Here is a 23,104-nt window from a genome sequence, read left to right on the forward strand (position 1 = left end):
AAAATCATGGCCCGTCGTACTGTTATCGCAACGCTTGCCACCGCCCTCTTGCTGACGGGTTGCGCCAATGGCGTCAACGGCCTCAGCAGCTTGAACAACCTGTCATTGCCGGGTATTCAGGGCAAAGCCGGGCCGGATATTTCGCTGTTCGACACCACGTATGTCAGGACGCACATCATTTCTGGCAAGACCACCTCCCAACAGCTCAAAGCCCTGTATGGCGAACCGCAGGACCAGTCGATTTCATCCGACGGCACCGAAACCTGGAACTACGCGCCCTCCACCACCCAGAACGCGTCCATGCGCCACTTGCTCGGGCTGGTTTCCAACCGTATCCCCGGCAATACCTACGACAATGCCCTCGACACCCGGCGCACAGCCATCGACAACCTTGCACCGCAGCAACAGAGCCGCCGCCTGAACATCCACCTCAACAATGGCGTGGTCAGGGACTACAGCATTCTGTAACAGCACCGCCCGGCAGTTCTGCCGGGCGATTGCGCCGCAGTGTCTAGACTCCACAGACCGCCAAGCCTGTGGAGAGCCGACATGACCCGCAAAAATACCCTGTGCCTCTGGTACAACGGCACCGCCCTGGACGCCGCGACGTTCTACGCTTCAGTCTTCCCGGACAGCGTTGTGCAGGCCGTGCACCGTGCGCCCGGCGACTATCCGGCAGGCAAAAAGGGCGACGTGCTGACGGTCGAGTTCACGGTCTTGGGCCTTCCCTGCCTCGGTCTGAATGCGGGGCCTGCGTTCCCTCATACCGAAGCGTTTTCCTTCCAGGTGGCGACGGACGATCAGGCCGAAACCGACCGTTATTGGCACGCAATCATCGACAACGATGGCCAGGCCAGCGCATGCGGCTGGTGCAAGGACAAGTGGGGCCTGTCGTGGCAGATCTCCCCGCGCGTACTGACCGACGCAGTGACTCACCCCGACCCGGTGATCGCCAAGCGCGCATTTGACGCGATGATGACCATGACCAAAATCGATGTGGCCGCCATTGAGGCTGCAGTGGCCGGGCGCTGAATCGTGTAGCAAGTGGGCTTGTCCTCGCGAGCGGGCTTATTGTGGCGAGCGGGCTTGCCCCGCGTTGGAGTGCGAAGCGCTCCCAATTCAACCGCCTCGGTATAACTGACAGATCCCATTTAGCAGGTTCTGGGGCTGCTGCGCAGCCCAACGCGGGGCAAGCCCGCTCGCCACACCGGCCCACGTTCTGGCATCCTGCCCCCAAAGTCGTCGAATGCGAGCTGCAAGCCTATGAACCACGGCGTCAAACTTGACCCTCGCACGATCCCAGTGCCGCAGTCCATCAGCCCTCAAGCGCAGGCCACACTGCAACGCCTGGTCGGGGCTGACGGTGTGCCCCTCAATGCACTGCACGCGATGCCCACGCCCGAGGACCATGACGGCTGGCGCCGTCTGCAGGCCGCCGTGGCCCAGAACTACGCCAGCACCAACGCGGGGCAAGCGGCGTCGCTGCGGGCCAGCCTGCACACCATCAGGGTTGAAAACGCCAGCGTGCATGTCGCCACACCGGCGTCTGCCACGCCCTTTGCCTACATTGACCTGCACGGCGGCGCGCTGGTGTTCGGCGGCGGCGAAAACTGCCGCCTCGCGGCTGGCAGACAAGCCGACCTGCACGACGTGATCTGCTATGGCGTGGACTACCGCATGCCGCCCGATCATCCCTACCCCGCAGCGCTGGATGACTGCCTGGCTGTCTATCGGCACGTTCTCAAGCAACACGTGCCGCAACAGATCGTGATCGGTGGCCGCTCAGCGGGCGGCAACCTTGCGGCCGCCATGGTGTTGCGTGCGCGTGACCAAGGTTTGCCATTGCCAGCCGCGCTGGTGTTGCTGTCGCCGGAAGTCGACCTCACCGAGTCCGGCGACAGCTTCCAGGTCAACCGCACCGTCGACGTGGTGCTGCCCAACCCGCTGATGAACGTCAATCTGTTGTATGCCAACGGTGCGGACTTGTCTCACCCGTACCTGTCACCGCTGTTTGGCGATTTCACCCAGGGTTTCCCGCCGACTTTTCTGCAGAGCGGCACCCGTGATCTGTTCCTGTCCAACACCGTGCGCCTGCACCGCGCCTTGCGCCAGGCGCGGGTAACGGCGCAGCTGCATGTGTTCGAAGCCATGCCCCACGGCGGTTTCATGGGCGCACCGGAAGATGCGGAGCTGGCCGCCGAGGTCGCAGCATTTGTGCGTGAGCAGCTGAAGCGGGGTTGACACATTCCGTCACGTCCGCTGAAGATGGAGGCCTTATTCAGGGTGTGTCAGCGCATGTCTGCATCGTCTTTCGTTAACCTTTGTGCCATTGGCTTGATTGCCAAGGCGCAAGGTTGCGTGGCGCACGCCCTCAAATCGAAGAAACAGTCGCTCATGTGACCGGGGCGCGCTGTCCCGTCAGATGAGCTGACAGGACATTGAGCGCGACGGACCTCCCTTCCTTTGCACAATCCCTCTGCCCTTCTGACGGTGACTCCAGCGGTCAACCATCAGGAGAAAGTGCATGTCATCGTTTCAAGGTATCTGGGTTCCCGTGGTCACGCCGTTTCATGACGGCGCCATCGACTTCATCGGCCTGCGCCGGCTGGTCAGCCACCTGCTGGAAAAGCACGTGGCCGGCATCATGGTCTGCACCACCACCGGAGAAGCCGCGTCACTGAGCCGTCAGGAACAACTGGCCGTGCTGGATGCGGTGCTGCAAGTCTTGCCGGCGCAGCGCGTGGTGATGGGCCTGGCGGGCAACAACCAGCGTGAACTGCTGCAGTTCCAGAGCGAAATCCTCAAACGCCCGGTGGCCGGCTTGCTGGTGCCGGCGCCCAGCTATATCCGCCCCTCCCAGGCCGGCCTTGAAGCGTTTTTCCGCACGGTGGCCGACGCCTCCAGTGTGCCGATCATTCTCTATGACATTCCCTACCGCACCGGCGTGACCTTCGAACAGGCCACTTTGCTGAACATCGTCAAGCACACGCGAATCGTCGCGATCAAAGACTGCGGCGGCAACCTGGCGACTACCTTGGCGCTGCTCGCCAGCGGCGACGTGGAGGTGTTGTGTGGCGAGGATCTTCAAATCTTCAACGCGCTGTGCCAGGGCGCCAGTGGTGCGATTGCAGCCTCGGCCCATGTGCACACCGAAGACTTCGTGGCGCTGTACCAGCAGGTACGCGACAACCAGCTCACCGAGGCCAGGGCGACTTTCTTCAGGTTAATGCCCCTGATCAACACCCTGTTCATGGAGCCCAACCCCGCGCCAGTAAAGGCTGCGCTGGCGATGCAAGGCTTGATCGCCAGTGAACTGCGCGCACCGATGCAAACCGCCAGCACTGGCGTTATAGAGCGGTTGCAGCAGGTTTTGATGCGCGGCGTTTAAACGTCAACACGCGCTCATGCGCCAAAAAAAGACATCCAACGGACCGCCCGGTTGCGACCGGCGCGATCCCGGCCTATGTTCCAAGCCATGCTTTGCATTTTGCTGTCCCTCCCCTACGCCTCTTCCGTACCAGGTGACGACATGCCCACGCTTTCCCGCCCCGCCGTACTCGAACTGATCGGCAACACGCCGCTGGTCAAGGTCAGCCGATTTGATACCGGCCTGTGCACGCTGTTCCTCAAGCTTGAATGCCAAAACCCCGGTGGTTCCATCAAGGACCGCATCGGCCTGGCAATGATCGACGCTGCCGAACGCGACGGCCGCCTGCGCCCCGGCGGCACCATCATCGAAGCCACCGCCGGCAACACCGGCCTGGGGCTTGCGCTGGTCGGCCGGGCCAAGGGCTACCGCGTGGTGCTGGTGGTGCCCGACAAGATGTCCACCGAAAAAGTCCTGCACTTGAAGGCCATGGGCGCCGAGGTGCATATCACCCGCTCCGACGTCGGCAAGGGCCATCCCGAGTATTACCAGGACGTGGCTGCGCGCCTGGCCAAGGACATTCCCGGGTCATTTTTTGCCGACCAGTTCAACAACCCGGCCAACCCGCTGGCTCACGAAACCAGCACCGCGCCGGAAATCTGGGCGCAAACCCAGCATGACGTGGACGCGATCGTGGTGGGCGTCGGCTCGGCCGGCACCCTCACCGGCCTGACCCGCTTCTTCAAACGCGTACAGCCGGAACTGGCCATGGTGCTGGCGGATCCGGTGGGTTCGGTGATGGCTGAATACAGCCGCAGCGGCAGGATGGAAACGCCGGGGTCGTGGGCCGTGGAAGGCATCGGCGAAGACTTCATCCCCTCGATTGCCGACCTCTCCAGCGTGCGCCACGCCTATTCCATCAGCGATGAAGAAAGCTTCGACCACGCCCGTCAACTGCTCAAGGCCGAAGGTATTCTCGGCGGCTCGTCAACCGGCACCCTGCTCGCTGCTGCGCTGCGTTATTGCCGCGAGCAGACCGAGCCCAAACGCGTGGTCACCTTCGTCTGCGACACGGGCACGCGGTACCTGTCCAAGGTCTACAACGACCAGTGGATGAACGACGCGGGCCTGCTCCAGTACAAACACTACGGCGACCTGCGCGACCTGATCGCCCGCCGCTTCGAAGACGGCCGCGTGATCAGCGTGAGCCCCGACGATACCCTGCTCACAGCCTTCCAGCGCATGCGCCTGGCCGATGTCTCGCAACTGCCGGTGCTGGTCGAAGGCCGCGAACTGGTTGGCGTGATCGACGAGTCCGACATCCTGCTGGGGTTGCACCATGACGCCGCCGACTTCTCCATGATCGTTGCCAGCGCCATGACCGACACTTTGCAAACCCTGGCCCCGAGTGCCAGCCTGGCCGAACTGCAGGCGGAACTTGATCGCGGCCTGGTTGCCATCATTGCTGACGCCTCAGGGTTTTATGGCCTGATCACCCGCGTCGACCTGCTTAATCACCTACGGAGATCCCTTGCATGAGTCAGCCCGATAAAAGCGCCTTTGCCACCCGCGTGATCCACGCCGGGCAATCACCCGACCCGACCACGGGAGCGCTGATGCCGCCGATCTATGCCAACTCCACTTATCTGCAAGACAGCCCCGGCGTGCACAAGGGCTTTGACTATGGTCGTTCCCACAACCCCACGCGCTTTGCCCTGGAACGCTGCGTGGCCGACCTTGAAGGCGGCAGCCAGGCGTTTGCCTTTGCCTCCGGGCTGGCGGCGATTTCCACCGTGCTGGAACTGCTCGATGCGGGTGCGCATATCGTCTCCGGCAACGACCTGTACGGCGGCACCTTCCGCCTGTTCGACAAGGTGCGCCAGCGCAGCGCCGGGCACCGTTTCAGCTTTGTCGACTTGAGCGACTTGCAAGCGTTCGAAGCGTCGTTGCAAGACGACACACGCATGGTCTGGGTCGAGACCCCGAGCAACCCGCTGCTCAGCCTCACTGACCTGAGTGCCATCGCGCGAATCTGCCGCGATCGCGGCATCATCTGCGTGGCCGACAACACCTTTGCCAGCCCATGGATCCAGCGCCCGCTGGAGCTGGGTTTCGACATCGTGGTGCACTCCACCACCAAATACCTCAACGGCCACTCCGACGTGATCGGCGGCATCGCCATTGTCGGCCACAACCCGGAGCTCGCCGAGCGCCTGGGTTTCCTGCAGAACTCGGTCGGCGCGATTGCCGGCCCGTTCGATGCCTTCCTGACGCTGCGCGGCGTGAAAACCCTGGCGCTGCGCATGGAGCGTCATTGCAGCAATGCCCTGGAGTTGGCTACCTGGCTGGAACAACAGCCGCAAGTCTCACGGGTTTATTACCCAGGCCTGGCCTCGCATCCCCAGCACGCCCTGGCACGCAAGCAGATGCGCGGGTTTGGCGGGATGATTTCGGTGGATTTGAACAGTGACCTGGCCGGCGCCACACGCTTTCTGGAAAACGTGAAGATCTTTGCCTTGGCCGAAAGCCTGGGCGGCGTCGAAAGCCTGATCGAACACCCGGCGATCATGACCCACGCCAGCATCCCGGCAGCAACGCGGGCGCAGCTGGGCATTGGCGATGGTTTGGTGCGCTTGTCGGTGGGCGTTGAGGACGTCGAAGACCTGCGGGCCGACCTGGCGCAGGCATTGGCTCTGATCTGACCCAATCACACAAACAATAACGCCCCACCTGTGGGAGCTGGCTTGCCTGCGATAGCATCACCTCGGTACATCTGAAGCACCGAGGTGTCTGCATCGCGGGCAAGCCCGCTCCCACAGGGTTTAAGCGTCAGGCTGAGGTGATATTCGCACGCGCCGCGTGCAGCTTTTTGTAGCTGTCGATCAAGCGCAAATGCCGATCCAGCCCTTCCAGCTTCATGCTGGTCGGCGTCAGGCCATAAAAACGCAGCGTGCCGTTGACCGAGCCGATCACCGCGTCCATGCGTTCATTGCCGAACATGCGGCGGAAGTTGGCCTCGTAATCCGCGAGTTCCAGGTCCTCGTCCAGGTGCATCTCCAACACCGCGTTCACCGCCTGATAGAACAGGCCGCGATCAACGGTGTTGTCGTTGTACTGCAGGAACATCTCCACGCACTCTTTCGCCTCCTCATATTGCTGCAAGGCGAGGTAGATCAGCAGCTTCAACTCCAGAATGGTCAGTTGGCCCCACGCGGTGTTGTCGTCGAACTCGATGCCGATCAAGGTGGTGATGTCGGTGTAATCGTCCAGCTCGCTTTCCACCAGGCGCTCAGCCAGTGCTTTGAGCTCGTCATCGCTGAGGCTGTGCAGGTTGAGGATGTCGGCCCGGAAAAACAGCGCCTTGTTGGTGTTGTCCCAGATCAGGTCGTCCACCGGGTAAATTTCCGAGTAGTCCGGCACCAGGATGCGGCAGGCGGTTGCGCCGAGGTGTTCGTACACCGCCATGTAGGACTCTTTGCCCATGCCTTCGAGAATGCCGAACAGGGTCGCGGCTTCCTGAGCATTCGAGTCTTCGCCCTGGCCCGAGAAATCCCACTCAACGAACTCGTAGTCCGACTGTGCACTGAAGAAGCGCCACGAGACCACGCCGCTGGAGTCGATAAAGTGCTCGACGAAGTTGTTCGGTTCGGTGACCGCGTGGCCTTCAAAGGTCGGCTGCGGCAGGTCGTTCAAGCCTTCGAAGCTGCGGCCCTGAAGCAATTCGGTGAGGCTGCGTTCCAGCGCCACTTCCAGGCTCGGGTGGGCGCCGAACGAGGCAAAGACGCCGCCGGTGCGCGGGTTCATCAAGGTCACGCACATCACCGGGAATTCACCGCCCAGTGACGCGTCCTTGACCAGTACCGGGAAGCCCTGGGCTTCCAGGCCTTGAATACCGGCAAGAATTCCCGGGTATTTGGCGAGCACTTCAGCCGGTACGTCCGGCAGGGCGAATTCACCTTCAATGATTTCGCGCTTGACCGCGCGCTCGAAAATCTCCGACAGGCACTGCACCTGCGCTTCGGCCAGGGTATTGCCCGCGCTCATGCCGTTGCTGAGGTAAAGGTTTTCGATCAGGTTGGACGGGAAGTACACCACCTCGCCATCGGACTGACGCACGAACGGCAGCGAAACAATGCCGCGTTCTTCATTGCCCGAATTGGTGTCGAACAGGTGCGAGCCACGCAGCTCGCCATCGCGGTTGTAGATTTTCAGGCAGTAGGCGTCGAGGATTTCAGGCGGCAACTCGTCTTTGCGGCCCGGCTGGAACCAGCGCTCATCCGGGTAATGCACGAACGGCGCGTTGGCCAGTTCCTCACCCCAGAACTGATCGTTGTAGAAAAAGTTGCAGTTAAGCCGCTCGATAAACTCGCCCAACGCCGACGCCAGTGCGCCCTCTTTGGTCGCGCCCTTGCCGTTGGTAAAGCACATCGGCGAGTGGGCATCGCGGATATGCAGCGACCAGACGTTGGGCACGATATTGCGCCACGAGGCGATTTCAATCTTCATGCCCAGGCCCGCGAGAATGCCGGACATGTTGGCGATGGTCTGCTCCAGCGGCAGGTCTTTGCCAGCAATGTAGGTGCCCGCCTCAGAACTAGCGCCAGGCATCAGCAACGCCTGGGCATCGGCGTCGAGGTTGTCCACCTCTTCAATCACGAACTCGGGCCCGGCCTGCACGACTTTCTTCACGGTGCAACGGTCGATGGAGCGCAGGATGCCCTGGCGGTCCTTGTCGGAGATATCCGCCGGCAACTCGACCTGGATCTTGAAGATCTGGTTGTAGCGGTTTTCCGGATCAACGATGTTGTTCTGCGACAGGCGAATATTTTCGGTGGGGATATTGCGCGTTTCGCAGTACAGCTTCACAAAGTACGCCGCACACAACGCCGACGAAGCCAGGAAGTAATCGAACGGACCCGGGGCCGAACCATCGCCTTTATAGCGAATGGGTTGGTCGGCAATCACCGTGAAGTCATCGAACTTGGCTTCAAGCCGAAGGTTGTCGAGAAAGTTGACCTTAATTTCCATGCGGGCACACCAGAACGAGCTAAACAAATTGGCCGCCATTATGAAGATTTTCGCCGGGAAGTCTCAGGGTTTTCCGAATTGGCTGCCGATCGGTGCCTCTTTGCATCGCTGCGTCAGCTGCTTGCAGCCCTCAGCTGACGTAGCGATGCATCAGGCTATAACGCTCGCGGACTCAGGCGCTGCGCAAGGCTCGTTCGGTTAACGATGAGTTCGTCTCGCACATCGGGCCCTCTATAAACCATGGACGTCTCATGGTGTATGTAATCACCCGAACGATCCGCGCTCAGCCAATTGAACGACCCGACACACAGCAATTCTTCATCGGCCATGACAATCTTGCTATGCACCTTGTTGACCACACGAACCTGCACATCACGGGATTTCAAAGCAGCTATGGCCTCCTTGAATTCTGCTACTTTGCCTGTATCACCATCGGGCTTACCGCGCTTGATATCAGTATTGAAGCGCAAGTCGGTATAGACCGTTACTTCGACACCACGCTTCACCGTCCCGCCCATGACGTCCAAAGCACCGCTTTCATGCATCCTGTGTAACTTAACCCACGGCGTCACTATCTGAACCTGGTGGCGGGCCATCTCCAAGGTACGCAACAGGAACCGATCATGTTCGGCAAACTCATGCAAATGGCTCAATCCGGTGCGCGTAGTGAGCAAATCGACCCTAGGCTGGAAATCAAACTTCAGCTCATTCGCCGCGTCACTGAGCAGGTAGAGGGCCAAGCGTCCGCGCGGTTTGCTGGCGGACACCTGGGTGAACAAGTCCATATCACCGAACACCAGGAAGCTATCTTTAGCCCGCGAAACAGCAACGTTCAGCATGCTGTCCCTGCGGTCTATAAAAGGACCATCGGCATGTTTGGAGTAAACCGCCGAAAAAATCACCACTGGCCGTTCTGCCCCCTGAAAGGAGTGAACAGTGCCGATGGTGACTTCACCGTCGCCTTTGCCGGTACGGATACCCAACGCTGAGCACGCCTCGATGATCGACTGAGTCTGTGCGCCGAAGGGGGTTATCACACCCAGAATCTCCCACAGTTCCTTCTTGTAGCGTTGTGTGAGTTCCTGTTCATTAGCCTTAATCCACGCGGCAATCGTCTGCGCTTCGAGCAGGTTGTGACGGCTACCGCCCTGTTTCTGCTGGCACCTGCCATCGATGTGCAGATAGCCGAGCCCAGGCAAGCCACCGTGCGGTTTTGCACCCCGGCGCGGTTCTAACTTGCCTTTGTAGCAAAGGGCATTGCAGTAATCGATGATCGAGTCATAGCAACGACGGTGTTCATACAAGTACATACCCCGGGCGAGGTCGCGATCGTAATGGTAACGGCTGGTCGACTGCGCAATTGACATGACACTGCCGTTGGCGGCACTGCGTCCGCTGTCGCAGAAGGCAGCGTAGTCATCATCCACCTTGTCCCGAGACAACAGGCCCGCGCTGATCAGGTTGCCGATGTCGACAGCAGCGGGAATCGACCAAATAGGTTCAATTTGCTGAGTATCACCAATGACCAACGCCTGCTTGGCCAATGCGAATGATGGCGCCGCGACCTCAGGCAAGACCTGACCAGCCTCGTCGACGATCAGCAAATCGACAAAATTCAATGCGTAATCATCAACAAAACCGTTGCCATCGTGGCGCTTGCAGTGCAGTTCTGCTGGTAGCCTGAAAAACGTAGCCACGACGCACGGTGTCAGCTTCATCCAGCGCCGCCAGTTCTTCTCCAAGGTCTTGCGACCCTTTTTGCCACGACTTTTAAGAATGTCTGGCAATTCGTCAGCGACTTCCATCAACCAACGTCCTTCCCAGTAATGCGTAGTGAGCAAGAAGATCTCGAAACGCAAAGAGGTATCCGCCCAACTGTCGCAATCATCAAATGTCACCTGTGCGGCCGCTTTGCCAGCAGCCTTCGGTAATACCGCGATGACCGTCTGCCAATTCGACACCTCACGTTGCACGCTCTGCATCAACTCGCGGACCTGCGCCAGTTGCGTTTCAAGTGGTTTCAACGCCTGGGCGGCCAGAGCAACAACGGCGGTCAACTGACGTTCGATCGAGCTGACATCGGCGGCTGCCTGCAGCGCGGTATCAGCTTCATCAACTCGCAACTTCGCCAGTCGAAGACGTTTAGCCGCGACTGGACCGAACCAGCTAAACAGCGAGTAGATCAATGGTTCATGAGCCAGGTAATGCTTGAAATCCTTGAGGCGGGCTTGCGCTTTGGCAAGCTGTTCGGCGTGGTTCGTGAGTTGGGCTTCAAGACGTGCGATCCCCGCCTGTGGATCATTCCCCAGCAGCCGTTGAACAGCGTTGCGGACAGCCACCAATGTTGCCCACCCTTTCTCAATCTCGGCGAGCTGGTGCTGACGCGTTCGTATCTCTGCCTGAAGTTTACTCACTGTATTCTTGACGGTAGGAACCGGCTCACCTGCAAATGCGATGGCGGCTTTGCCAAGATAAGCTTGCTGCGCTTTATCAAGATAGGCCTGCGACTCAAGTTCCTGGAAAAAGCTTTTGGTTTGATAGGTGCGGGCCATTTCCGCTTCTGCCGAGGACTTGGGGAAGTACGCCCCGAAGCTCTTGATGTCGGGTAGCCAGCGTCCCGCAAAGGGGCCGGTGCCCTCTGAGAAATCTTTACCGAACGCCTTGATGATGTTGGTGACAGCCTGGTTGTTCGTAGAACTGGCGACAATCACTGGCGGCTCATCACCGTCTACCGCAGCCTTGGCCCAGAGCGAGGCAACAACGGACAAGAGCAATGTGGTTTTACCGGTTCCAGGAGGCCCGTTAACGGCCAACACATCACCGCTCTCGCCGCAAAGCAGGTGCGCCAGGCTATCGCGTTGGGCGGGTGCTAACGCGTATTCGTCACCGGCATGCCCTAGCCGCCTGGCGAACAGGCTATTGGTGGGTAAACAGGGTTCGTCTGGTGTGGGTTCACGTTGAGCGAAACGATCAAACAAGGGCGCCGTGGGTTTTGCCTCTCGCAGATGATCATAGAGCGCGACGATATTGCGGCTAAAACCTTCTGCCTTTTGTTCCTTGAAAATAAAACAATAATTGACCGGATCAAAACCATCATCGACCCCATTCCAACCGTCGGAAACCGTGTGGAACATCTTCTTGCAGAACCGTAGATAGCTGATCCACTTTTCTTGATATTGATCGGCACTAAGCTCGCTACCGGCCGCAGGCAGATCCAGCTGTGGCGCTTGTTCTGCTGACAGAAACGTGTCCAGGTCGAACTGAGCACCGATGGTGAAATTATCGCGATCCAATGGATCAAGGATGTCGCGAGGCACCAGCGCCTGTGCAGTCGGATAAATACGCCCATCGCGGGTCACTGATACGCGGCACAGAACTGGAGTGATCCACGCGGGTAAACCATTGCGCGCCTGACGGTGTTCCAGGCGCGACTTGTACACAAAGGGGCGCAGGGTGACTTCAACGTGCAGCTGTTGGGCAGGCTCGCCCGCAAACAACAAGCTGAGCTGCTCATCAGGTACACAGCCCTTGGATAACGCGTCAATGGGCAAAGCAGTATAGGTTTTGACTTGGCTCGGCGATAAGGCGCCATTGCCGTTTTCGGCATCGGCCAGTGAATTACGCCAATAATTTGCGAGCTTGGAAGAATAGTCGTTCATCGTCCTGATTCATGAAGGCCGTCACTCACTGTGACGGTCGGTGGATGGGTAATGGGCGCCGAGAGTAGCGTTTCGACACGCGGATGACTAATCACCACAGGTGTTGAGATAAGAAAGTCCACGGTGCCTGGGCATCGAGGATAAGGATTATGCCATCCACCTCATCATCAGTGCTCATCCTTGGCCAAGCGGTCCATACCACGCCGTTGCGACGGCGCTGGCCCAACTGAAATCCGGCGTTAAAGGCTAACCACTTACGCCGCTTTCGAGTGTTGCGCCTTTGTCGACAACGCGCAGTCCTAGACCAGCGCCTTGGGCAAATCCGGTATTGGCGCTGATTCGAAGCTATGCTGGACCCCGACCCACATTACGCTGGCGCGGCAATAAAGAGTTTTGCGACGCGGTAATCGAGGTCAGCGTTGGCCTCCTTGAATATCTGGCCGGATTGGATCTGACGCCTTACTTGAACGGAAAAGCCCATGTCCATCACTGACAACCTCCTCGCCTTCACCTTCGCCGCCACTGTGCTGACGCTCACGCCGGGGCTCGACACCGCTTTGGTGCTGCGCACCGCCACGGTAGAAGGCAAGCGCCAGGCGCTGCACGCCGCCTTCGGCATCAACGCGGGCTGCCTGGTGTGGGGCGCGGCCGTGGCTTTTGGGCTGGGCGCGTTGATTGCAGTGTCGGAAGTGGCGTTCAACCTGCTCAAGTACTGCGGCGCCGCTTACCTGGCCTGGTTGGGCGTGAACATGCTGCTGCGCCCGCGCCGTTCACTGTCGTCGGCCAACGCTGACGCCAGGCCTGGCGGCAACTGGTTTTTCAAGGGCATGCTGGGCAATGTGCTGAACCCCAAGGTGGGGATTTTCTACGTGTCGTTCCTGCCGCAGTTCATTCCCCAAGGCCATTCGTTGATTGCCTGGACTTTCGGCCTGGTGAGCATTCACGTGGTATTGGGGCTGGCATGGTCGTTGGCGTTGATTGGCGCCACCCGGCCACTGTCTGGCTTCCTGCGCCGAGAAAAGGTCATCCAGTGGATGGACCGCACCACTGGCTTGATCTTTGTTGTATTTGCCGCGCGCCTGGCGTTCAGCAAGCGCTGAGTGCCGGCTGTTTAGCCAACAACACCCACGCCACCACCACCGACATCGCCACCGCCACGGCGCCGGCCAGGTACACCGACCCTACCCCGGCGGCGCCGGCCAAAGCGCCGGCCAACGGGCTGCTGATCCCTAACGCAATATCGAGGAAGGCTACATAGGCACCCATGGCCAGCCCACGCGTTTGCGGGGGCGCACGCTTGATCGCCTCGACACCAAACCCCGGGAACGCCAACGAATAACCGAAGCCGGTCAGCGCTGCACCCAGGTACGCCATCAGCGGTGAGCCTGCGCCCCAGATCAACAACTGCCCCGCCGCTTCGATCAGCACACAAACCAACGCGACGACTGCGCCACCGAGCTTGTCCGGCAGGTGCCCGAAGAAGATTCGCGCGCCAATAAATGCCAGGCCAAACGCGGTGAAAGCGAACGACGCGTTGCCCCAGTTCTTGGACGCAAACAGCAGCGCAATAAACGCTGTGATCAGCCCAAAACCGATGCTGGAAAACGCCAGCCCCAGGCCCGGCAACCACACTGTGCCCAGCACTTTGTAAAACGAGGTGCGCCGCTGGCTGGTGGGCGCAACGCCCTTGGCCCCCGCAACGATGGCAAAGGCGCACAGCGGCAACAGCAGGGTCGCGATACTGATTCCACTGAACCCCCACTGGCTATTGATCGCCACCCCCAACGGTGCCCCGAGCGCAAATGCGGCATAGATCGCAATGCCGATCCAGGCCATGACCTTGCCGGCGTTTTGCGGCCCGACCAGGCCCATGCCCCAGCCCATCGAGCCGGTGATGATCAGGCTTTCACCCAAGGCCAGCACCACGCGCCCGGCGAGCAGCACCCAGACTGACAGCGCCGGTGTGTCGACAAACGCCAGCGACGCCAGGTACAGCACGCCGGAACTGGCCGCCACCAGCATGCCAATCAACATTGCGCGCTTGGGCCCACGCATGTCGGCAAAATTGCCGGCCCAGGCCCGTGACAGCAACGCCGCGGCGAACTGCGCACCGACCACCATGCCGACCACCAAGGTGCTCATGCCCAGCGTGTGGTTCAGGTGCAACGGCAGCACCGGCAACTGCAGGCCGATGATCAGGAAACCGACGAACACCGCCAGGGTGATCGGCAGCATTTTCAGCAAGACATATTGAGTCATGAAAACCTTCCGTCAGCGGGTGAAGTAGTCGGCGTGATCAAGGTCTGTGAGCAAGTCCGGGCCGCTGGGCACCCAGCCCAGCAGGTCGCGGGTATGCGCGCTGGAAACGGCCATATCAGCCCCGGCCATCATCGCGAACCAGCCGAAATGCTCACGCGGCCGGGATTGCACCGGCACGCCCAGGCGGCGCCCGATGACCTCGGCGATGGCTTTGAACGGCACGGCCTCGTCCGCCACCGCGTGGTACACGGCTTGGCTGACGCCCTCCTCCAGCGCCAGGCGGTAGACCCGCGCCGCGTCGGTGCGGTATACGCCAGACCAGCAATTCTCGCCGTCGCCAATATAGGCCGACACGCCCGTCTGCCGCGCCAGCCGAATCAAAATCGGCAGAAAACCATGGTCGCCCACCCCATGCACCGACGGCGCCAGCCGCACGGTTGCCGCCCGTATGCCACGCTCAGCCAACAGCCGCGCGGCGGGTTCGGATTGGCGTGGGGCGCCGGCGTTCGGCAAGTCACTCTCCAGCGCGCCGCGCGCCAGGCCCGACAAGCCTGAGGTCACGATCAGCGGCGTGTCCGAACCTTTGAGCACACTTTCCAGCGCCTCGATCACGCGACGATCCTGCGCGCAGTTTTCGATGAACCGTGTGAAGTCATGGTTGAACGCGGTATGGATGACCGCGTCCGCGCCCCACGCCGCACGGCGCAAAACATCCAGGTCATCCAGGGAGCCGCGCAGCACTTTCGCGCCGGTGGCCGCCAGTGCCTGGGCCTTGTCATCGCTGCGGGCCAAACCGGTGACCAGGTAGCCGGCGCCGATCAGGTCCTTGACCACTTCGGAGCCCACCCAGCCGGTGGCTCCCGTGACAAATACATGCATGAGGTGACTCCTGTTAGCGCAAGCGGATCGAGAGTTCGATGTCATCGGCAAAGGGCACGGACAGATAGCCGTTCGCAGGCTCGCGTACGTGCGCCAGGTAATGCGGGCAATAGTCGGTATTGTCGGCTATCACCAGCGCGCCGGGCCGCAGGTGTTTTTCCACCAGGTTCAGCACGTCGCCATACAGGCTCTTGGCGCCATCGAGCAGCAGCAGGTCGACCGCTTCCGGCAGGTCTGTGGCCAACGTCACCAAGGCATCGCCTTCGCGGATTTCAATCAGGTCACTCACCCCGCCCTGAATGAAATGCTCGCGTGCCAGGGCGATCTTCGAGGGCTCGAACTCGCTGCCAATCAACACGCCGCCACCGTTGTCGCGCAACGCGGCGGCCAGGAACAAGGTGGACAGGCCAAACGACGTCCCAAACTCCACGATAGCCTGCGCCTTGGTGCTGCGCGCCAACAGGTACAGCAAGGTGCCGGTGTCGCGGGAGACCGGCAGCCACAGGTCTTTGAGCATCGTGTAGAGCGCGAGGTAGTCGGTTTTGCTGTGCATCAGACGGTCGCGTTCTTCACGCGAAACGCTGTTGATCAGTGGGCTGGTGGCCGCGTTGGCTTGTGCGTAGAGGCGTTCGATCAGGGGCGCCATTGGCGCGGTGGTCAGGGTCGACATGATTGATTTCCGTGAGGTTGGGGCTAAGATGCGACTAATTCGTCGCATTAAAAGTATGCGAGTGATTCGTCGCATTCGCTATTCGCGTTAGTCCCGCTGCTGGAGCCCCAGATGACAACCCGCCAGACCGCCCGTATTTCCTCACGCAAACAGCCACAACAAGCGCGTTCCACCGAGCTGGTGGCGGCGATCCTGGAAGCGGCTATTCAGGTTTTGGCCAAGGAAGGTGCCACCCGTTTCACCACCGCGCGGGTGGCGGAAAAAGCCGGTGTGAGTGTCGGTTCGGTGTACCAGTACTTCCCCAACAAGGCGGCCATCCTGTTCCGACTGCAGAGCGATGAGTGGCAGCAGACCACGCAGATGCTGCGCGACATTCTGGAGAGAACCGACGTTGCGCCGCTCGAGCGCCTGCGCACCCTGGTGCATGCGTTTGTCCATTCCGAATGCGAAGAAGCGCAGATGCGCGTCGCCCTGAGCGACGCCGCGCCGCTGTATCGCGATGCGCCCGAAGCTGTGGAAGTGCGCGCGGCAGGTCAGCGCGCCTTCGAGACGTTCATGCTTGAATTGCTACCCGACGTGCCTGCTGAACGCCGTGCACTGGCCTGCGATTTGATCCTGACCACGCTCAGTTCGGTGGGTAAGGATTTTTCCGGCAGCCCACGTACGGCGGCAGAAATATCTGTTTACGCCGATGGAATGGCTGATATGTTTCGCGCCTATGTAAACGCACTCAATCAGCTGTAAAGCACTCATCTCCAGCAAAGGAATGCCCATGAACTTCTTCAAGAAGTTGTTCGGTACTGCCAAAAAACCCGACGCCGAAGCGGCCCTTCCCGCGCCGACTGAACCTGTTGAACCGGTTGAAACTGCAGCAGATGCGGCCAATATCGCAGCGCGTCTTGCCAGCGGTGAATGCCTGGACCGTCACTGGCAGACCGTGGGGAGCGTGGAGCAGGACGTGCTGACGTACATGATCAGCCCAAGCTTTACCGGCGGTCCTCATTGGCCCTCCACCCGCCAGGCGTACCGTGTGGTGCGCCGTGATGAATCCATCGTCCTCGCCACCGAAGGCCTGTCCGATCCCTTCGACGATGCAGAAGGCCTGGGCAATGGGTTTGAGATGGAATTGTTCCTGGAAACGCCGGATATTCCCGACGACGCCCGTGGCGAGCCGGGTGATGTCGACCCTTTGCGCCGCAGTTGGGCGTTCGAACTGCTCGAACACGTCGCCAAGACCGTGGCCAACGCGGGCGGCATTACCCACCAGCTGGACACTCACGGCGTACTGTCTTTGGAACTGCCTGGGTTCAGCCTGTCACATCAAATGAGCGATCAAGTGCCCAAGCTGTTCGTCACCGAAGACGACGCCACTGGCGTGCTGCTCGGTGGGCCGCAACCAGACTTCCCTACCCGCCTTGAAGACATGCCGCTGTCGCCGGTGCGACTGGTGCCGGTGGTGTTGATTACCGCGTCGGAGCTTGAGTATGTGCGTACAGGTGGGCGTGCGGCTCGAGAGGACCTGGTGGCGCGTTTGAACGCCGCTGGCGTAGGGCATACCAGCGCCTTGTATCGCGAAAGCGTCGTATGAGGGGGCGTTGCGCCGCCGTGACGATTGTTTAACGAAGCCATAACTGAAGGTACACAAACGGCGATTTAACGCACCTGCGCGTGGTGGGAGCATCGGCAACCATGATTTCGCTATTGCGTGTGTTCTCTCGCCACCTGCAACCTTGCTTCCCGAAGGCGCAGGCACGTCCCTGCGAAAACCCGCTGTTCAATATCATCCTGGCCTTCTGGGCGCTGTGGCATTGCCGCCATGCGCGTCCGCCCGATGCACGCCTCTGATCAAGTTGAAACGCCTTACCGGCATTCATTTTTCAGAAGGATCCTTCCATGACCGCAGCCATGCGCCCTGTCATCGGTGCTGCCCAGCGCAGAGCTTCGTATTACACCGCCAGCCTCAACGACGCTACCCAGTACCCGACCCTGCAAGGCCAGGTCAGCGTTGACGTGGTGATTATCGGCGGCGGCTTCACCGGCGTTGCCAGTGCCGTCGAGCTGGCTGAACGCGGGCTCAAGGTCGCGATTGTCGAAACCAATCGGATCGGCTGGGGCGCCAGTGGGCGCAATGGCGGGCAAGTCACCGGCAGCCTGTCGGGCGACGAGGCCATGCGCGAGCAAATGCGCAGCCGCCTGGGCACGCAGGTCGACGACTTCATCTGGCACCTGCGCTGGCGTGGCCACGAGATCATCGAGCAACGCGTGAACAGGTACGCAATCGACTGCGACCTCAAGCACGGCCACTTGCATGCGGCGATGAAGCCCTCGCACCTGAGCGAACTGCGTGCTTTCCACGATGAAGCACAGCGGCGCGGCATGGGCGATCAGGTCAGTCTGCTCGATCAGGCCGCCATGCGTCAGCATCTGGACAGCCCGCTGTACCTCGGTGCGCTGAAAAACACGCGCAACCTGCACGTGCATCCACTGAACCTGTGCCTGGGCGAAGCCCGCGCGGCGCACAGCCTGGGCGCGTTGATTTTTGAAAATTCCGAAGTGCTGGAAATCGTGCATGGCGACCGGCCTGTCGTGATCACCGCCCTTGGCCGCATCGACGCGCGCCAGCTGCTGCTCGCCGGCGACGTGTACCACAGGCTCGAACCCAAAAAGCTCAAGGGCAAAATCTTCCCGGCCATGGGCGGCATTGTCACAACCGCGCCGCTGGGCACGCTGGCGCAGCAGATCAACCCACAGGACCTGGCGGTGTACGACTGCCGGTTCGTGCTCGATTACTACCGCCTGACGGGCGATGGGCGCTTGCTGTTCGGTGGCGGCGCGAACTATTCCGGGCGCGACTCACGCGACATCGCTGCGGAACTGCGCCCATGCATCGAGCGTACGTTTCCCGCATTGAGGGGGGTAGACATCGAGTTCCAGTGGAGTTGTGCGATGGGCATTGTGATCAATCGCATCCCGCAGCTGGGCAAGCTCTCAGAGAATGTCTGGTACTGCCAGGGTTACTCGGGGCATGGCATCGCCACCAGCCACATCATGGGCGAGATCATGGCCGAAGCGCTGACCGGCACGCTGGAAAAGTACGACACCTTTGCCGGCTGCAAACACATCAAGGTGCCGCTGGGCGATGTGTTCGGCAACCCGATGCTGGCGGTGGGCATGTGGTACTACCAGATGCTCGAGAAGCTGCGCTGACCCACTCAGGGTTGAGCGGGCTGCTTGCGGTACATGCCCGTGAAGTAGTCCGGGCTGTCCGGCGCCGAGTTATGTTCGATCACCGCGAAGTTTTTCACCCGTTGGATGTGGTACGGACCAACGCGCTGCGACGCCAGCGGCTCGCGCACGATAATCAGGTTTTCGGTTTCCATCGGCACCGTATAGTGCGCCGTCGCGGTCTCTTTTGCGCTCGCGGCGTTCTTGAGGGTGAGGGTGATTTCTGCCAGTAGCGCGCGCATCCAGAGCATCCTTGCTGAAATTGGGGGCCGCAGTGTAAGGGCAAACAGCGCTGGGTTCGAACGAATCCCTGTTGGCATGCCTGCAATCGCTGATATGTTCGCTCCAGATCAGCAAAAGGATGGGCCATGGAACCGTTAGCGACAAACGCAGCATTGGTAATCATCGACATGCAACAGGGCATGCACCATCCCAAGCTTGGGCGCCGCAACAACCCAGAGGCCGAGTTGCACATGCAGCAGCTTCTGGGCGCCTGGCGGCAGTCGCAACGTCCGGTCGTGCATGTCCGGCATATGTCGCGCACACCCGGCTCGGTCTTTTGGCCAGGCCAGCCAGGCTGTGAATTCCAGGAAGCGCTGGCGCCGCTCGCGCATGAGCAGGTGCTGGAGAAAAACGTGCCGGATGCGTTCGCGGTCACCGGCCTGGAGCGCTGGCTGCAGATGCGCGCGATCAGGCAGTTGGTGATCGTCGGCGTGATCACCAACAATTCCGTCGAGTCTACGGCGCGGTCCGCCGGCAACCTGGGTTTTGACGTGATCGTGGCTGCAGACGCTTGCTATACATTCGATCAAACCGACTTGTCGGGGCGGCTCTGGCCTGCCGAGGATGTGCATGCGCTGTCGCTGAGTAACCTGGCGATGGACTACGCCAGGGTCATGCAAACACTTGATATTCTTGCCGCTGCTTAAGCGGCAAAAATGCCCGCGTTCACCAGCATTTCAACCAGTCCCTGGGGCCATACCCTGTCCTTGGTCGATCGCAACGCCTGAGCGGACCACCAGTGATGGTCCGCCATCACCTGCGTCTCTTGCGGCGTCCACTCTGCCCTGGACAGCGCCTCGCTCGCGACGTGAACGATAAAGTAGTGCTCAATCGCCAATACCATTTCACCGCTGGGCAGCATCAACTCAAAGCTGCGTTGTGCCACAGGCGCTTGAACAGCGCTGACCACAATGCCCGTCTCCTCGCGCAGTTCACGGATGGCTGCCGCGTGGAAGGTTTCGCCCGCCTCGACGCCGCCGCCGGGCGTGGCCCAGTAATCCCGGCCCGCCAGGGCGCCGTCTTTATGCACAAACCTGAACAGCAGGACTTCGCCCGCCGGGTTTATCACCAACAATCGTGATGCCTTGCGCTCGCGCATTCGCTTTATTCCTTGTTTGAAACCGGATGCTGATGGGCTTGCAGATAGCCCCGCAACAGCAGCGTGGTCTGCTGCTCAAGTCCGGCTTCGAATGCGGGCGATGCGTTGCCTTCGAGCAGGGTCCGTACCGGGCCGACGATAGCGCTCAGGGAAATCCCGGCGGTCAGGATCGGGTCTTCGAAATGCGCATCCGGCGCCGTCTCCAGCATGGCGGCGATCACCGCTACCATGCGCTTATTGATGCGCGCGACCAATTCGGCACCGCCCCGCTCGCCCGCAATGGCATACAACGCCTTGGAAATGCCCTGGTCGCGCAACTTGGCGGTGACCAGCGCGCTGACCAGGCCGCACGCCATTTCCGCCACCGGCCTGCCCTGGTGCCGGCCGCACGCCAACTCGACCGCCTCGGCCACCCACTCGAGGTGTTTTTGCAGTACGGCGGCAAGCAGCGCGTCGCGGTTGGGGTAGTACTGGTAGAGACTGCCCACCGACATGCCGGCGCGCTCAGCCACTCGGGTGGTGGTGCAGCGGATCAGGCCCTGCTGGGTCAAAACCTGAAGCGTTGCGGTGTGCAGTGCCTCGACGGTGGCGACTGAGCGCGCCTGAACCGCTGATTTTCTTGGCTTTAAGGTGACTTTGACGGCGCTCATGGAATGCGAATTCCAAAATCTGAAGGATCCTTCATATTAGAGCCTTACTCAGATGAAGCAAGGGTGACGGCTATGACGGGCTTGGCAAACAGCGGCACATTCACATTAGGCGACCGCCAGGTGAACCGCATCGGTTACGGCGCAATGCAATTGGCAGGCCCGGGCGTATTCGGCCCGCCCAAGGACCGAGCGGCCGCGCTGGCTGTGCTGCGCGAGGCCGTCGAAGCCGGCGTGAACCACATCGACACCAGCGACTTCTACGGGCCGCATATCACCAATCAGCTGATTCGCGAGGCGCTGCACCCTTACCGCGATGACCTCACCCTCGTCACCAAGATCGGCGCCCGCCGTGACAGCGAAGGTGGCTGGCATGCCGCGCCTTCCAGGGAAGCGCTGATACAGGCCGTGCATGACAACCTGCGCAACCTGGGCCTGGATGTACTGGACGTGGTCAATTTTCGCGCGTCCCACAACCTGATGGGCCCCGGCGAAGGCTCGAACGAAGCGCCACTGACCGCGCTGGCAGAACTGCAACAGCAAGGCCTGGTGCGCCATATCGGCATCAGCAACGTGACGCCGACGCAGGTGGCCGAGGCGCGCAACATCGTCAAGTTCGTGTGCGTGCAGAACCTGTACAACATCGCGCACCAGCACGATAACGCCCTGATCGACGAGCTGGCACAGCAAGGCATTGCCTACGTGCCGTTCTTCCCACTGGGTGGTTTTACGCCGCTGCAGTCATCGACACTGACGCGTGTTGCAGAGCGGCTGGGCGTGACGCCCAAGCAGCTCGCGCTGGCGTGGCTGCTGCGCCGCTCACCAAACATTCTGCTGATTCCCGGCACCTCGTCAGTGGCGCACTTGCATGAAAACCTGGCGGTGGGCGCACTTAAATTGACCGATGAGACTGTCGCTGAGCTGAATGCCATCGCGCACTGAACCACGCGCTATGTGGGCACCCCGTCATCGAGCCGGCGTGCCCTTTCACCAAGTCGTTCGACCAGCCTAACCAAATAGCCGTCCGGGTCCTGCACAAGAAACTCACGCTGCCCGACCTCGACCTCAGCGGCCCTGTACCAAACATCCTTGCAGGGCTTGAACATGGGATACGCCGCAGCATCCAGCCGCTCAATCACCGGACCTACCGCCGCGACATCAATCTGCAGATTCATACCGCGCCCCAACGGCAGGTCCAATGCCGCCGTTTGCCATTGATTGGCGCGCGGGTCGATTTGCTCGAGCATCACCTGCGCGCCGTTGAGGTCAAGGTAGGCAAAGCCTTCTTCCAAACGTTGGTAAGCCACGTTAAAGCCTACCCATGACACCCAGAATTCGAGGCTGGCATTCAGGTCAGTGACCATCAATTCCGGGACCAGCTTATTTCTTTGCATCATCATCCTGCGTCCAGTGTGGAGGTCAGTAATTGCGCGAGCTTCTTGCGCTGGTCACCGTGCTGCTCTTCAGCGTAAGGCGGTGCCGTTTTCCAGTCGTAGAACCATACGGGCATCGTGCGCTTGTCGTCCGGCTCCGTGGCGTAGCGAGGGAAAATATGGCTGTGCAACTGCGGTTCCGAGTTTCCCAGAATCTCGTAATTAATGCGCAACGCATCGGTGGCGGCCAACAGGGCATCGCCGATGAGCGCCATGTCGAGCAGGTAGGTAGCGCGCGCGTTGGCGTCCAGGTCATTGAGGCTGGCGACCACGGGATCGGGCAGCAGCAGGCAGTAACCTGGCAAAAACTGTACGTCGCCCATGACCGCCCAACCCGAGGCCATGCGGCAGATAACCTTGTCGTTGGCACCCTTGCGGGCCAGTTCTACGCGGTGTGAAATCAGCGGCATGCATTGTCCTTAATGACGCGGGGAAGAAAGCTGCAGGCTATGTGAACCAGACGCATCCATGCAAACATTGGCCGGGCTAACCCTGTCAGCCCAGCAACCGAACGGGCGCACGGCATGCCGACTGAGGAGTGACTCCGATGGACGTT

General features: G+C 60.6%; 23 protein-coding genes. 13 read left to right on the plus strand and 10 right to left on the minus strand.

The window, feature by feature from the left end:
• Positions 1-6: 6 nt before the first annotated feature.
• The 6 genes from FPT15_RS11780 to FPT15_RS11805 all read left to right on the plus strand — a co-directional run bounded on the left by FPT15_RS11780 (position 7) and on the right by FPT15_RS11805 (position 6,069).
• Positions 7-468 carry a hypothetical protein gene (locus FPT15_RS11780; RefSeq protein ID WP_106579039.1) on the plus strand — a complete coding sequence of 154 codons (462 nt, stop codon included), beginning with the start codon at positions 7-9 and terminating at the stop codon, positions 466-468.
• 81 nt (positions 469-549) lie between these two features.
• Positions 550-1,032: a VOC family protein gene (locus FPT15_RS11785; protein ID WP_145161080.1), complete on the plus strand. Its 483-nt coding sequence runs from the start codon at positions 550-552 to the stop codon at positions 1,030-1,032.
• A gap of 231 nt (positions 1,033-1,263) precedes the next feature.
• A complete protein-coding gene (locus FPT15_RS11790) occupies positions 1,264-2,241 on the plus strand; it encodes an alpha/beta hydrolase (protein WP_145161082.1) in 978 nt (325 codons plus the stop codon).
• Positions 2,242-2,524: 283 nt separating this feature from the next.
• Entirely contained in the window at positions 2,525-3,388 is an 864-nt protein-coding gene (gene dapA, locus FPT15_RS11795; RefSeq protein WP_145161084.1) for a 4-hydroxy-tetrahydrodipicolinate synthase, read from the plus strand.
• A gap of 141 nt (positions 3,389-3,529) precedes the next feature.
• Positions 3,530-4,906 carry a cystathionine beta-synthase gene (locus FPT15_RS11800; protein WP_119740089.1) on the plus strand — a complete coding sequence of 459 codons (1,377 nt, stop codon included), beginning with the start codon at positions 3,530-3,532 and terminating at the stop codon, positions 4,904-4,906.
• Positions 4,903-6,069: a cystathionine gamma-synthase gene (locus FPT15_RS11805; protein WP_145161086.1), complete on the plus strand. Its 1,167-nt coding sequence runs from the start codon at positions 4,903-4,905 to the stop codon at positions 6,067-6,069. The genes FPT15_RS11800 and FPT15_RS11805 overlap by 4 nt, the downstream gene beginning before the upstream one ends.
• Before the next feature lie 127 nt (positions 6,070-6,196).
• On the opposite strand, the gene FPT15_RS11815 is transcribed toward FPT15_RS11805, so the two are convergent.
• On the minus strand, positions 6,197-8,395 hold the full coding sequence (locus FPT15_RS11815) for an OsmC domain/YcaO domain-containing protein (RefSeq protein WP_145161088.1): 2,199 nt from the start codon (positions 8,393-8,395) through the stop codon (positions 6,197-6,199).
• Between the two features lie 155 nt (positions 8,396-8,550).
• On the minus strand, positions 8,551-12,054 hold the full coding sequence (locus FPT15_RS11820; protein WP_145161089.1) for an AAA domain-containing protein: 3,504 nt from the start codon (positions 12,052-12,054) through the stop codon (positions 8,551-8,553).
• Positions 12,055-12,533: 479 nt separating this feature from the next.
• On the opposite strand from FPT15_RS11820, the gene FPT15_RS11825 reads away from it, so the two are divergent.
• Complete coding sequence (locus FPT15_RS11825) at positions 12,534-13,154, plus strand: LysE family translocator (protein WP_145161091.1); 621 nt, start codon at positions 12,534-12,536, stop codon at positions 13,152-13,154.
• On the opposite strand, the gene FPT15_RS11830 is transcribed toward FPT15_RS11825, so the two are convergent.
• From FPT15_RS11830 to FPT15_RS11840, 3 genes are read right to left on the minus strand one after another with little or no spacing between them, the layout of a single operon-like run.
• On the minus strand, positions 13,141-14,313 hold the full coding sequence (locus FPT15_RS11830) for an arabinose transporter (protein WP_145161093.1): 1,173 nt from the start codon (positions 14,311-14,313) through the stop codon (positions 13,141-13,143). The two genes, FPT15_RS11825 and FPT15_RS11830, sit on opposite strands and share 14 nt — an antisense overlap.
• 12 nt (positions 14,314-14,325) lie before the next feature.
• The gene (locus FPT15_RS11835) at positions 14,326-15,192 is read right to left on the minus strand and encodes an SDR family oxidoreductase (protein ID WP_145161095.1); all 867 of its coding nucleotides are present in this window, start codon (positions 15,190-15,192) and stop codon (positions 14,326-14,328) included.
• 13 nt (positions 15,193-15,205) lie between these two features.
• The gene (locus FPT15_RS11840; protein ID WP_145161097.1) at positions 15,206-15,862 is read right to left on the minus strand and encodes an O-methyltransferase; all 657 of its coding nucleotides are present in this window, start codon (positions 15,860-15,862) and stop codon (positions 15,206-15,208) included.
• A 111-nt stretch (positions 15,863-15,973) separates the two neighbouring features.
• Here FPT15_RS11840 and FPT15_RS11845 point away from each other — a divergent pair, with 111 nt between their 5' ends.
• The 4 genes from FPT15_RS11845 to FPT15_RS11855 all read left to right on the plus strand — a co-directional run bounded on the left by FPT15_RS11845 (position 15,974) and on the right by FPT15_RS11855 (position 19,069).
• Positions 15,974-16,606: a TetR family transcriptional regulator gene (locus tag FPT15_RS11845; protein ID WP_145161099.1), complete on the plus strand. Its 633-nt coding sequence runs from the start codon at positions 15,974-15,976 to the stop codon at positions 16,604-16,606.
• Between the two features lie 28 nt (positions 16,607-16,634).
• Complete coding sequence (locus FPT15_RS11850) at positions 16,635-17,450, plus strand: suppressor of fused domain protein (protein WP_145161101.1); 816 nt, start codon at positions 16,635-16,637, stop codon at positions 17,448-17,450.
• Between the two features lie 101 nt (positions 17,451-17,551).
• A complete protein-coding gene (locus FPT15_RS29770) occupies positions 17,552-17,707 on the plus strand; it encodes a hypothetical protein (protein WP_178119684.1) in 156 nt (51 codons plus the stop codon).
• 48 nt (positions 17,708-17,755) lie between these two features.
• The gene (locus FPT15_RS11855; RefSeq protein ID WP_145161104.1) at positions 17,756-19,069 is read left to right on the plus strand and encodes an FAD-binding oxidoreductase; all 1,314 of its coding nucleotides are present in this window, start codon (positions 17,756-17,758) and stop codon (positions 19,067-19,069) included.
• A gap of 5 nt (positions 19,070-19,074) precedes the next feature.
• Here FPT15_RS11855 and FPT15_RS11860 read toward each other — a convergent pair whose 3' ends face one another.
• Positions 19,075-19,329 carry a hypothetical protein gene (locus tag FPT15_RS11860; protein ID WP_256676428.1) on the minus strand — a complete coding sequence of 85 codons (255 nt, stop codon included), beginning with the start codon at positions 19,327-19,329 and terminating at the stop codon, positions 19,075-19,077.
• 126 nt (positions 19,330-19,455) lie between these two features.
• Here FPT15_RS11860 and FPT15_RS11865 point away from each other — a divergent pair, with 126 nt between their 5' ends.
• Entirely contained in the window at positions 19,456-20,016 is a 561-nt protein-coding gene (locus FPT15_RS11865; RefSeq protein WP_145161106.1) for a cysteine hydrolase family protein, read from the plus strand.
• On the opposite strand, the gene FPT15_RS11870 is transcribed toward FPT15_RS11865, so the two are convergent.
• Together FPT15_RS11870 and FPT15_RS11875 are read right to left on the minus strand one after the other, a co-directional pair.
• Positions 20,013-20,468: an NUDIX hydrolase gene (locus FPT15_RS11870; RefSeq protein ID WP_145161108.1), complete on the minus strand. Its 456-nt coding sequence runs from the start codon at positions 20,466-20,468 to the stop codon at positions 20,013-20,015. The genes FPT15_RS11865 and FPT15_RS11870 overlap by 4 nt on opposite strands.
• Positions 20,469-20,473: 5 nt before the next feature.
• Positions 20,474-21,118, minus strand: a complete 645-nt coding sequence (locus FPT15_RS11875; RefSeq protein ID WP_145161110.1) for a TetR/AcrR family transcriptional regulator — start codon at positions 21,116-21,118, stop codon at positions 20,474-20,476.
• Between the two features lie 72 nt (positions 21,119-21,190).
• Between FPT15_RS11875 and FPT15_RS11880 the strand changes: the two genes are divergently transcribed.
• Complete coding sequence (locus FPT15_RS11880; RefSeq protein ID WP_145161111.1) at positions 21,191-22,057, plus strand: aldo/keto reductase family oxidoreductase; 867 nt, start codon at positions 21,191-21,193, stop codon at positions 22,055-22,057.
• A gap of 8 nt (positions 22,058-22,065) precedes the next feature.
• Here FPT15_RS11880 and FPT15_RS11885 read toward each other — a convergent pair whose 3' ends face one another.
• Together FPT15_RS11885 and FPT15_RS11890 are read right to left on the minus strand one after the other, a co-directional pair.
• On the minus strand, positions 22,066-22,512 hold the full coding sequence (locus FPT15_RS11885; RefSeq protein ID WP_145161238.1) for a VOC family protein: 447 nt from the start codon (positions 22,510-22,512) through the stop codon (positions 22,066-22,068).
• Positions 22,512-22,958 carry an HIT family protein gene (locus tag FPT15_RS11890; protein ID WP_145161114.1) on the minus strand — a complete coding sequence of 149 codons (447 nt, stop codon included), beginning with the start codon at positions 22,956-22,958 and terminating at the stop codon, positions 22,512-22,514. The genes FPT15_RS11885 and FPT15_RS11890 overlap by 1 nt, the downstream gene beginning before the upstream one ends.
• Positions 22,959-23,104: the final 146 nt, after the last annotated feature.

The sequence above is a fragment of the Pseudomonas sp. RGB genome, assembly GCF_007713445.1.
Classification (GTDB): Bacteria; Pseudomonadota; Gammaproteobacteria; order Pseudomonadales; family Pseudomonadaceae; genus Aquipseudomonas.

Excerpts from the sequence above, each read along its gene's own strand:
- FPT15_RS11800 (WP_119740089.1), top strand. The coding sequence starts at position 3,530 with ATGCCCACGCTTTCCCGCCCCGCCGTACTCGAACTGATCGGCAACACG.
- FPT15_RS11860 (WP_256676428.1), bottom strand. The coding sequence starts at position 19,329 with ATGCGCGCGCTACTGGCAGAAATCACCCTCACCCTCAAGAACGCCGCG.
- FPT15_RS11865 (WP_145161106.1), top strand. The coding sequence starts at position 19,456 with ATGGAACCGTTAGCGACAAACGCAGCATTGGTAATCATCGACATGCAA.
- FPT15_RS11780 (WP_106579039.1), top strand. The coding sequence starts at position 7 with ATGGCCCGTCGTACTGTTATCGCAACGCTTGCCACCGCCCTCTTGCTG.
- FPT15_RS11815 (WP_145161088.1), bottom strand. The coding sequence starts at position 8,395 with ATGGAAATTAAGGTCAACTTTCTCGACAACCTTCGGCTTGAAGCCAAG.
- FPT15_RS29770 (WP_178119684.1), top strand. The coding sequence starts at position 17,552 with ATGATTTCGCTATTGCGTGTGTTCTCTCGCCACCTGCAACCTTGCTTC.
- FPT15_RS11790 (WP_145161082.1), top strand. The coding sequence starts at position 1,264 with ATGAACCACGGCGTCAAACTTGACCCTCGCACGATCCCAGTGCCGCAG.
- FPT15_RS11830 (WP_145161093.1), bottom strand. The coding sequence starts at position 14,313 with ATGACTCAATATGTCTTGCTGAAAATGCTGCCGATCACCCTGGCGGTG.
- FPT15_RS11845 (WP_145161099.1), top strand. The coding sequence starts at position 15,974 with ATGACAACCCGCCAGACCGCCCGTATTTCCTCACGCAAACAGCCACAA.
- FPT15_RS11855 (WP_145161104.1), top strand. The coding sequence starts at position 17,756 with ATGACCGCAGCCATGCGCCCTGTCATCGGTGCTGCCCAGCGCAGAGCT.
- FPT15_RS11820 (WP_145161089.1), bottom strand. The coding sequence starts at position 12,054 with ATGAACGACTATTCTTCCAAGCTCGCAAATTATTGGCGTAATTCACTG.
- dapA (WP_145161084.1), top strand. The coding sequence starts at position 2,525 with ATGTCATCGTTTCAAGGTATCTGGGTTCCCGTGGTCACGCCGTTTCAT.
- FPT15_RS11835 (WP_145161095.1), bottom strand. The coding sequence starts at position 15,192 with ATGCATGTATTTGTCACGGGAGCCACCGGCTGGGTGGGCTCCGAAGTG.
- FPT15_RS11840 (WP_145161097.1), bottom strand. The coding sequence starts at position 15,862 with ATGTCGACCCTGACCACCGCGCCAATGGCGCCCCTGATCGAACGCCTC.
- FPT15_RS11825 (WP_145161091.1), top strand. The coding sequence starts at position 12,534 with ATGTCCATCACTGACAACCTCCTCGCCTTCACCTTCGCCGCCACTGTG.
- FPT15_RS11875 (WP_145161110.1), bottom strand. The coding sequence starts at position 21,118 with ATGAGCGCCGTCAAAGTCACCTTAAAGCCAAGAAAATCAGCGGTTCAG.
- FPT15_RS11850 (WP_145161101.1), top strand. The coding sequence starts at position 16,635 with ATGAACTTCTTCAAGAAGTTGTTCGGTACTGCCAAAAAACCCGACGCC.
- FPT15_RS11805 (WP_145161086.1), top strand. The coding sequence starts at position 4,903 with ATGAGTCAGCCCGATAAAAGCGCCTTTGCCACCCGCGTGATCCACGCC.
- FPT15_RS11785 (WP_145161080.1), top strand. The coding sequence starts at position 550 with ATGACCCGCAAAAATACCCTGTGCCTCTGGTACAACGGCACCGCCCTG.
- FPT15_RS11890 (WP_145161114.1), bottom strand. The coding sequence starts at position 22,958 with ATGCCGCTGATTTCACACCGCGTAGAACTGGCCCGCAAGGGTGCCAAC.
- FPT15_RS11870 (WP_145161108.1), bottom strand. The coding sequence starts at position 20,468 with ATGCGCGAGCGCAAGGCATCACGATTGTTGGTGATAAACCCGGCGGGC.
- FPT15_RS11880 (WP_145161111.1), top strand. The coding sequence starts at position 21,191 with ATGACGGGCTTGGCAAACAGCGGCACATTCACATTAGGCGACCGCCAG.
- FPT15_RS11885 (WP_145161238.1), bottom strand. The coding sequence starts at position 22,512 with ATGATGCAAAGAAATAAGCTGGTCCCGGAATTGATGGTCACTGACCTG.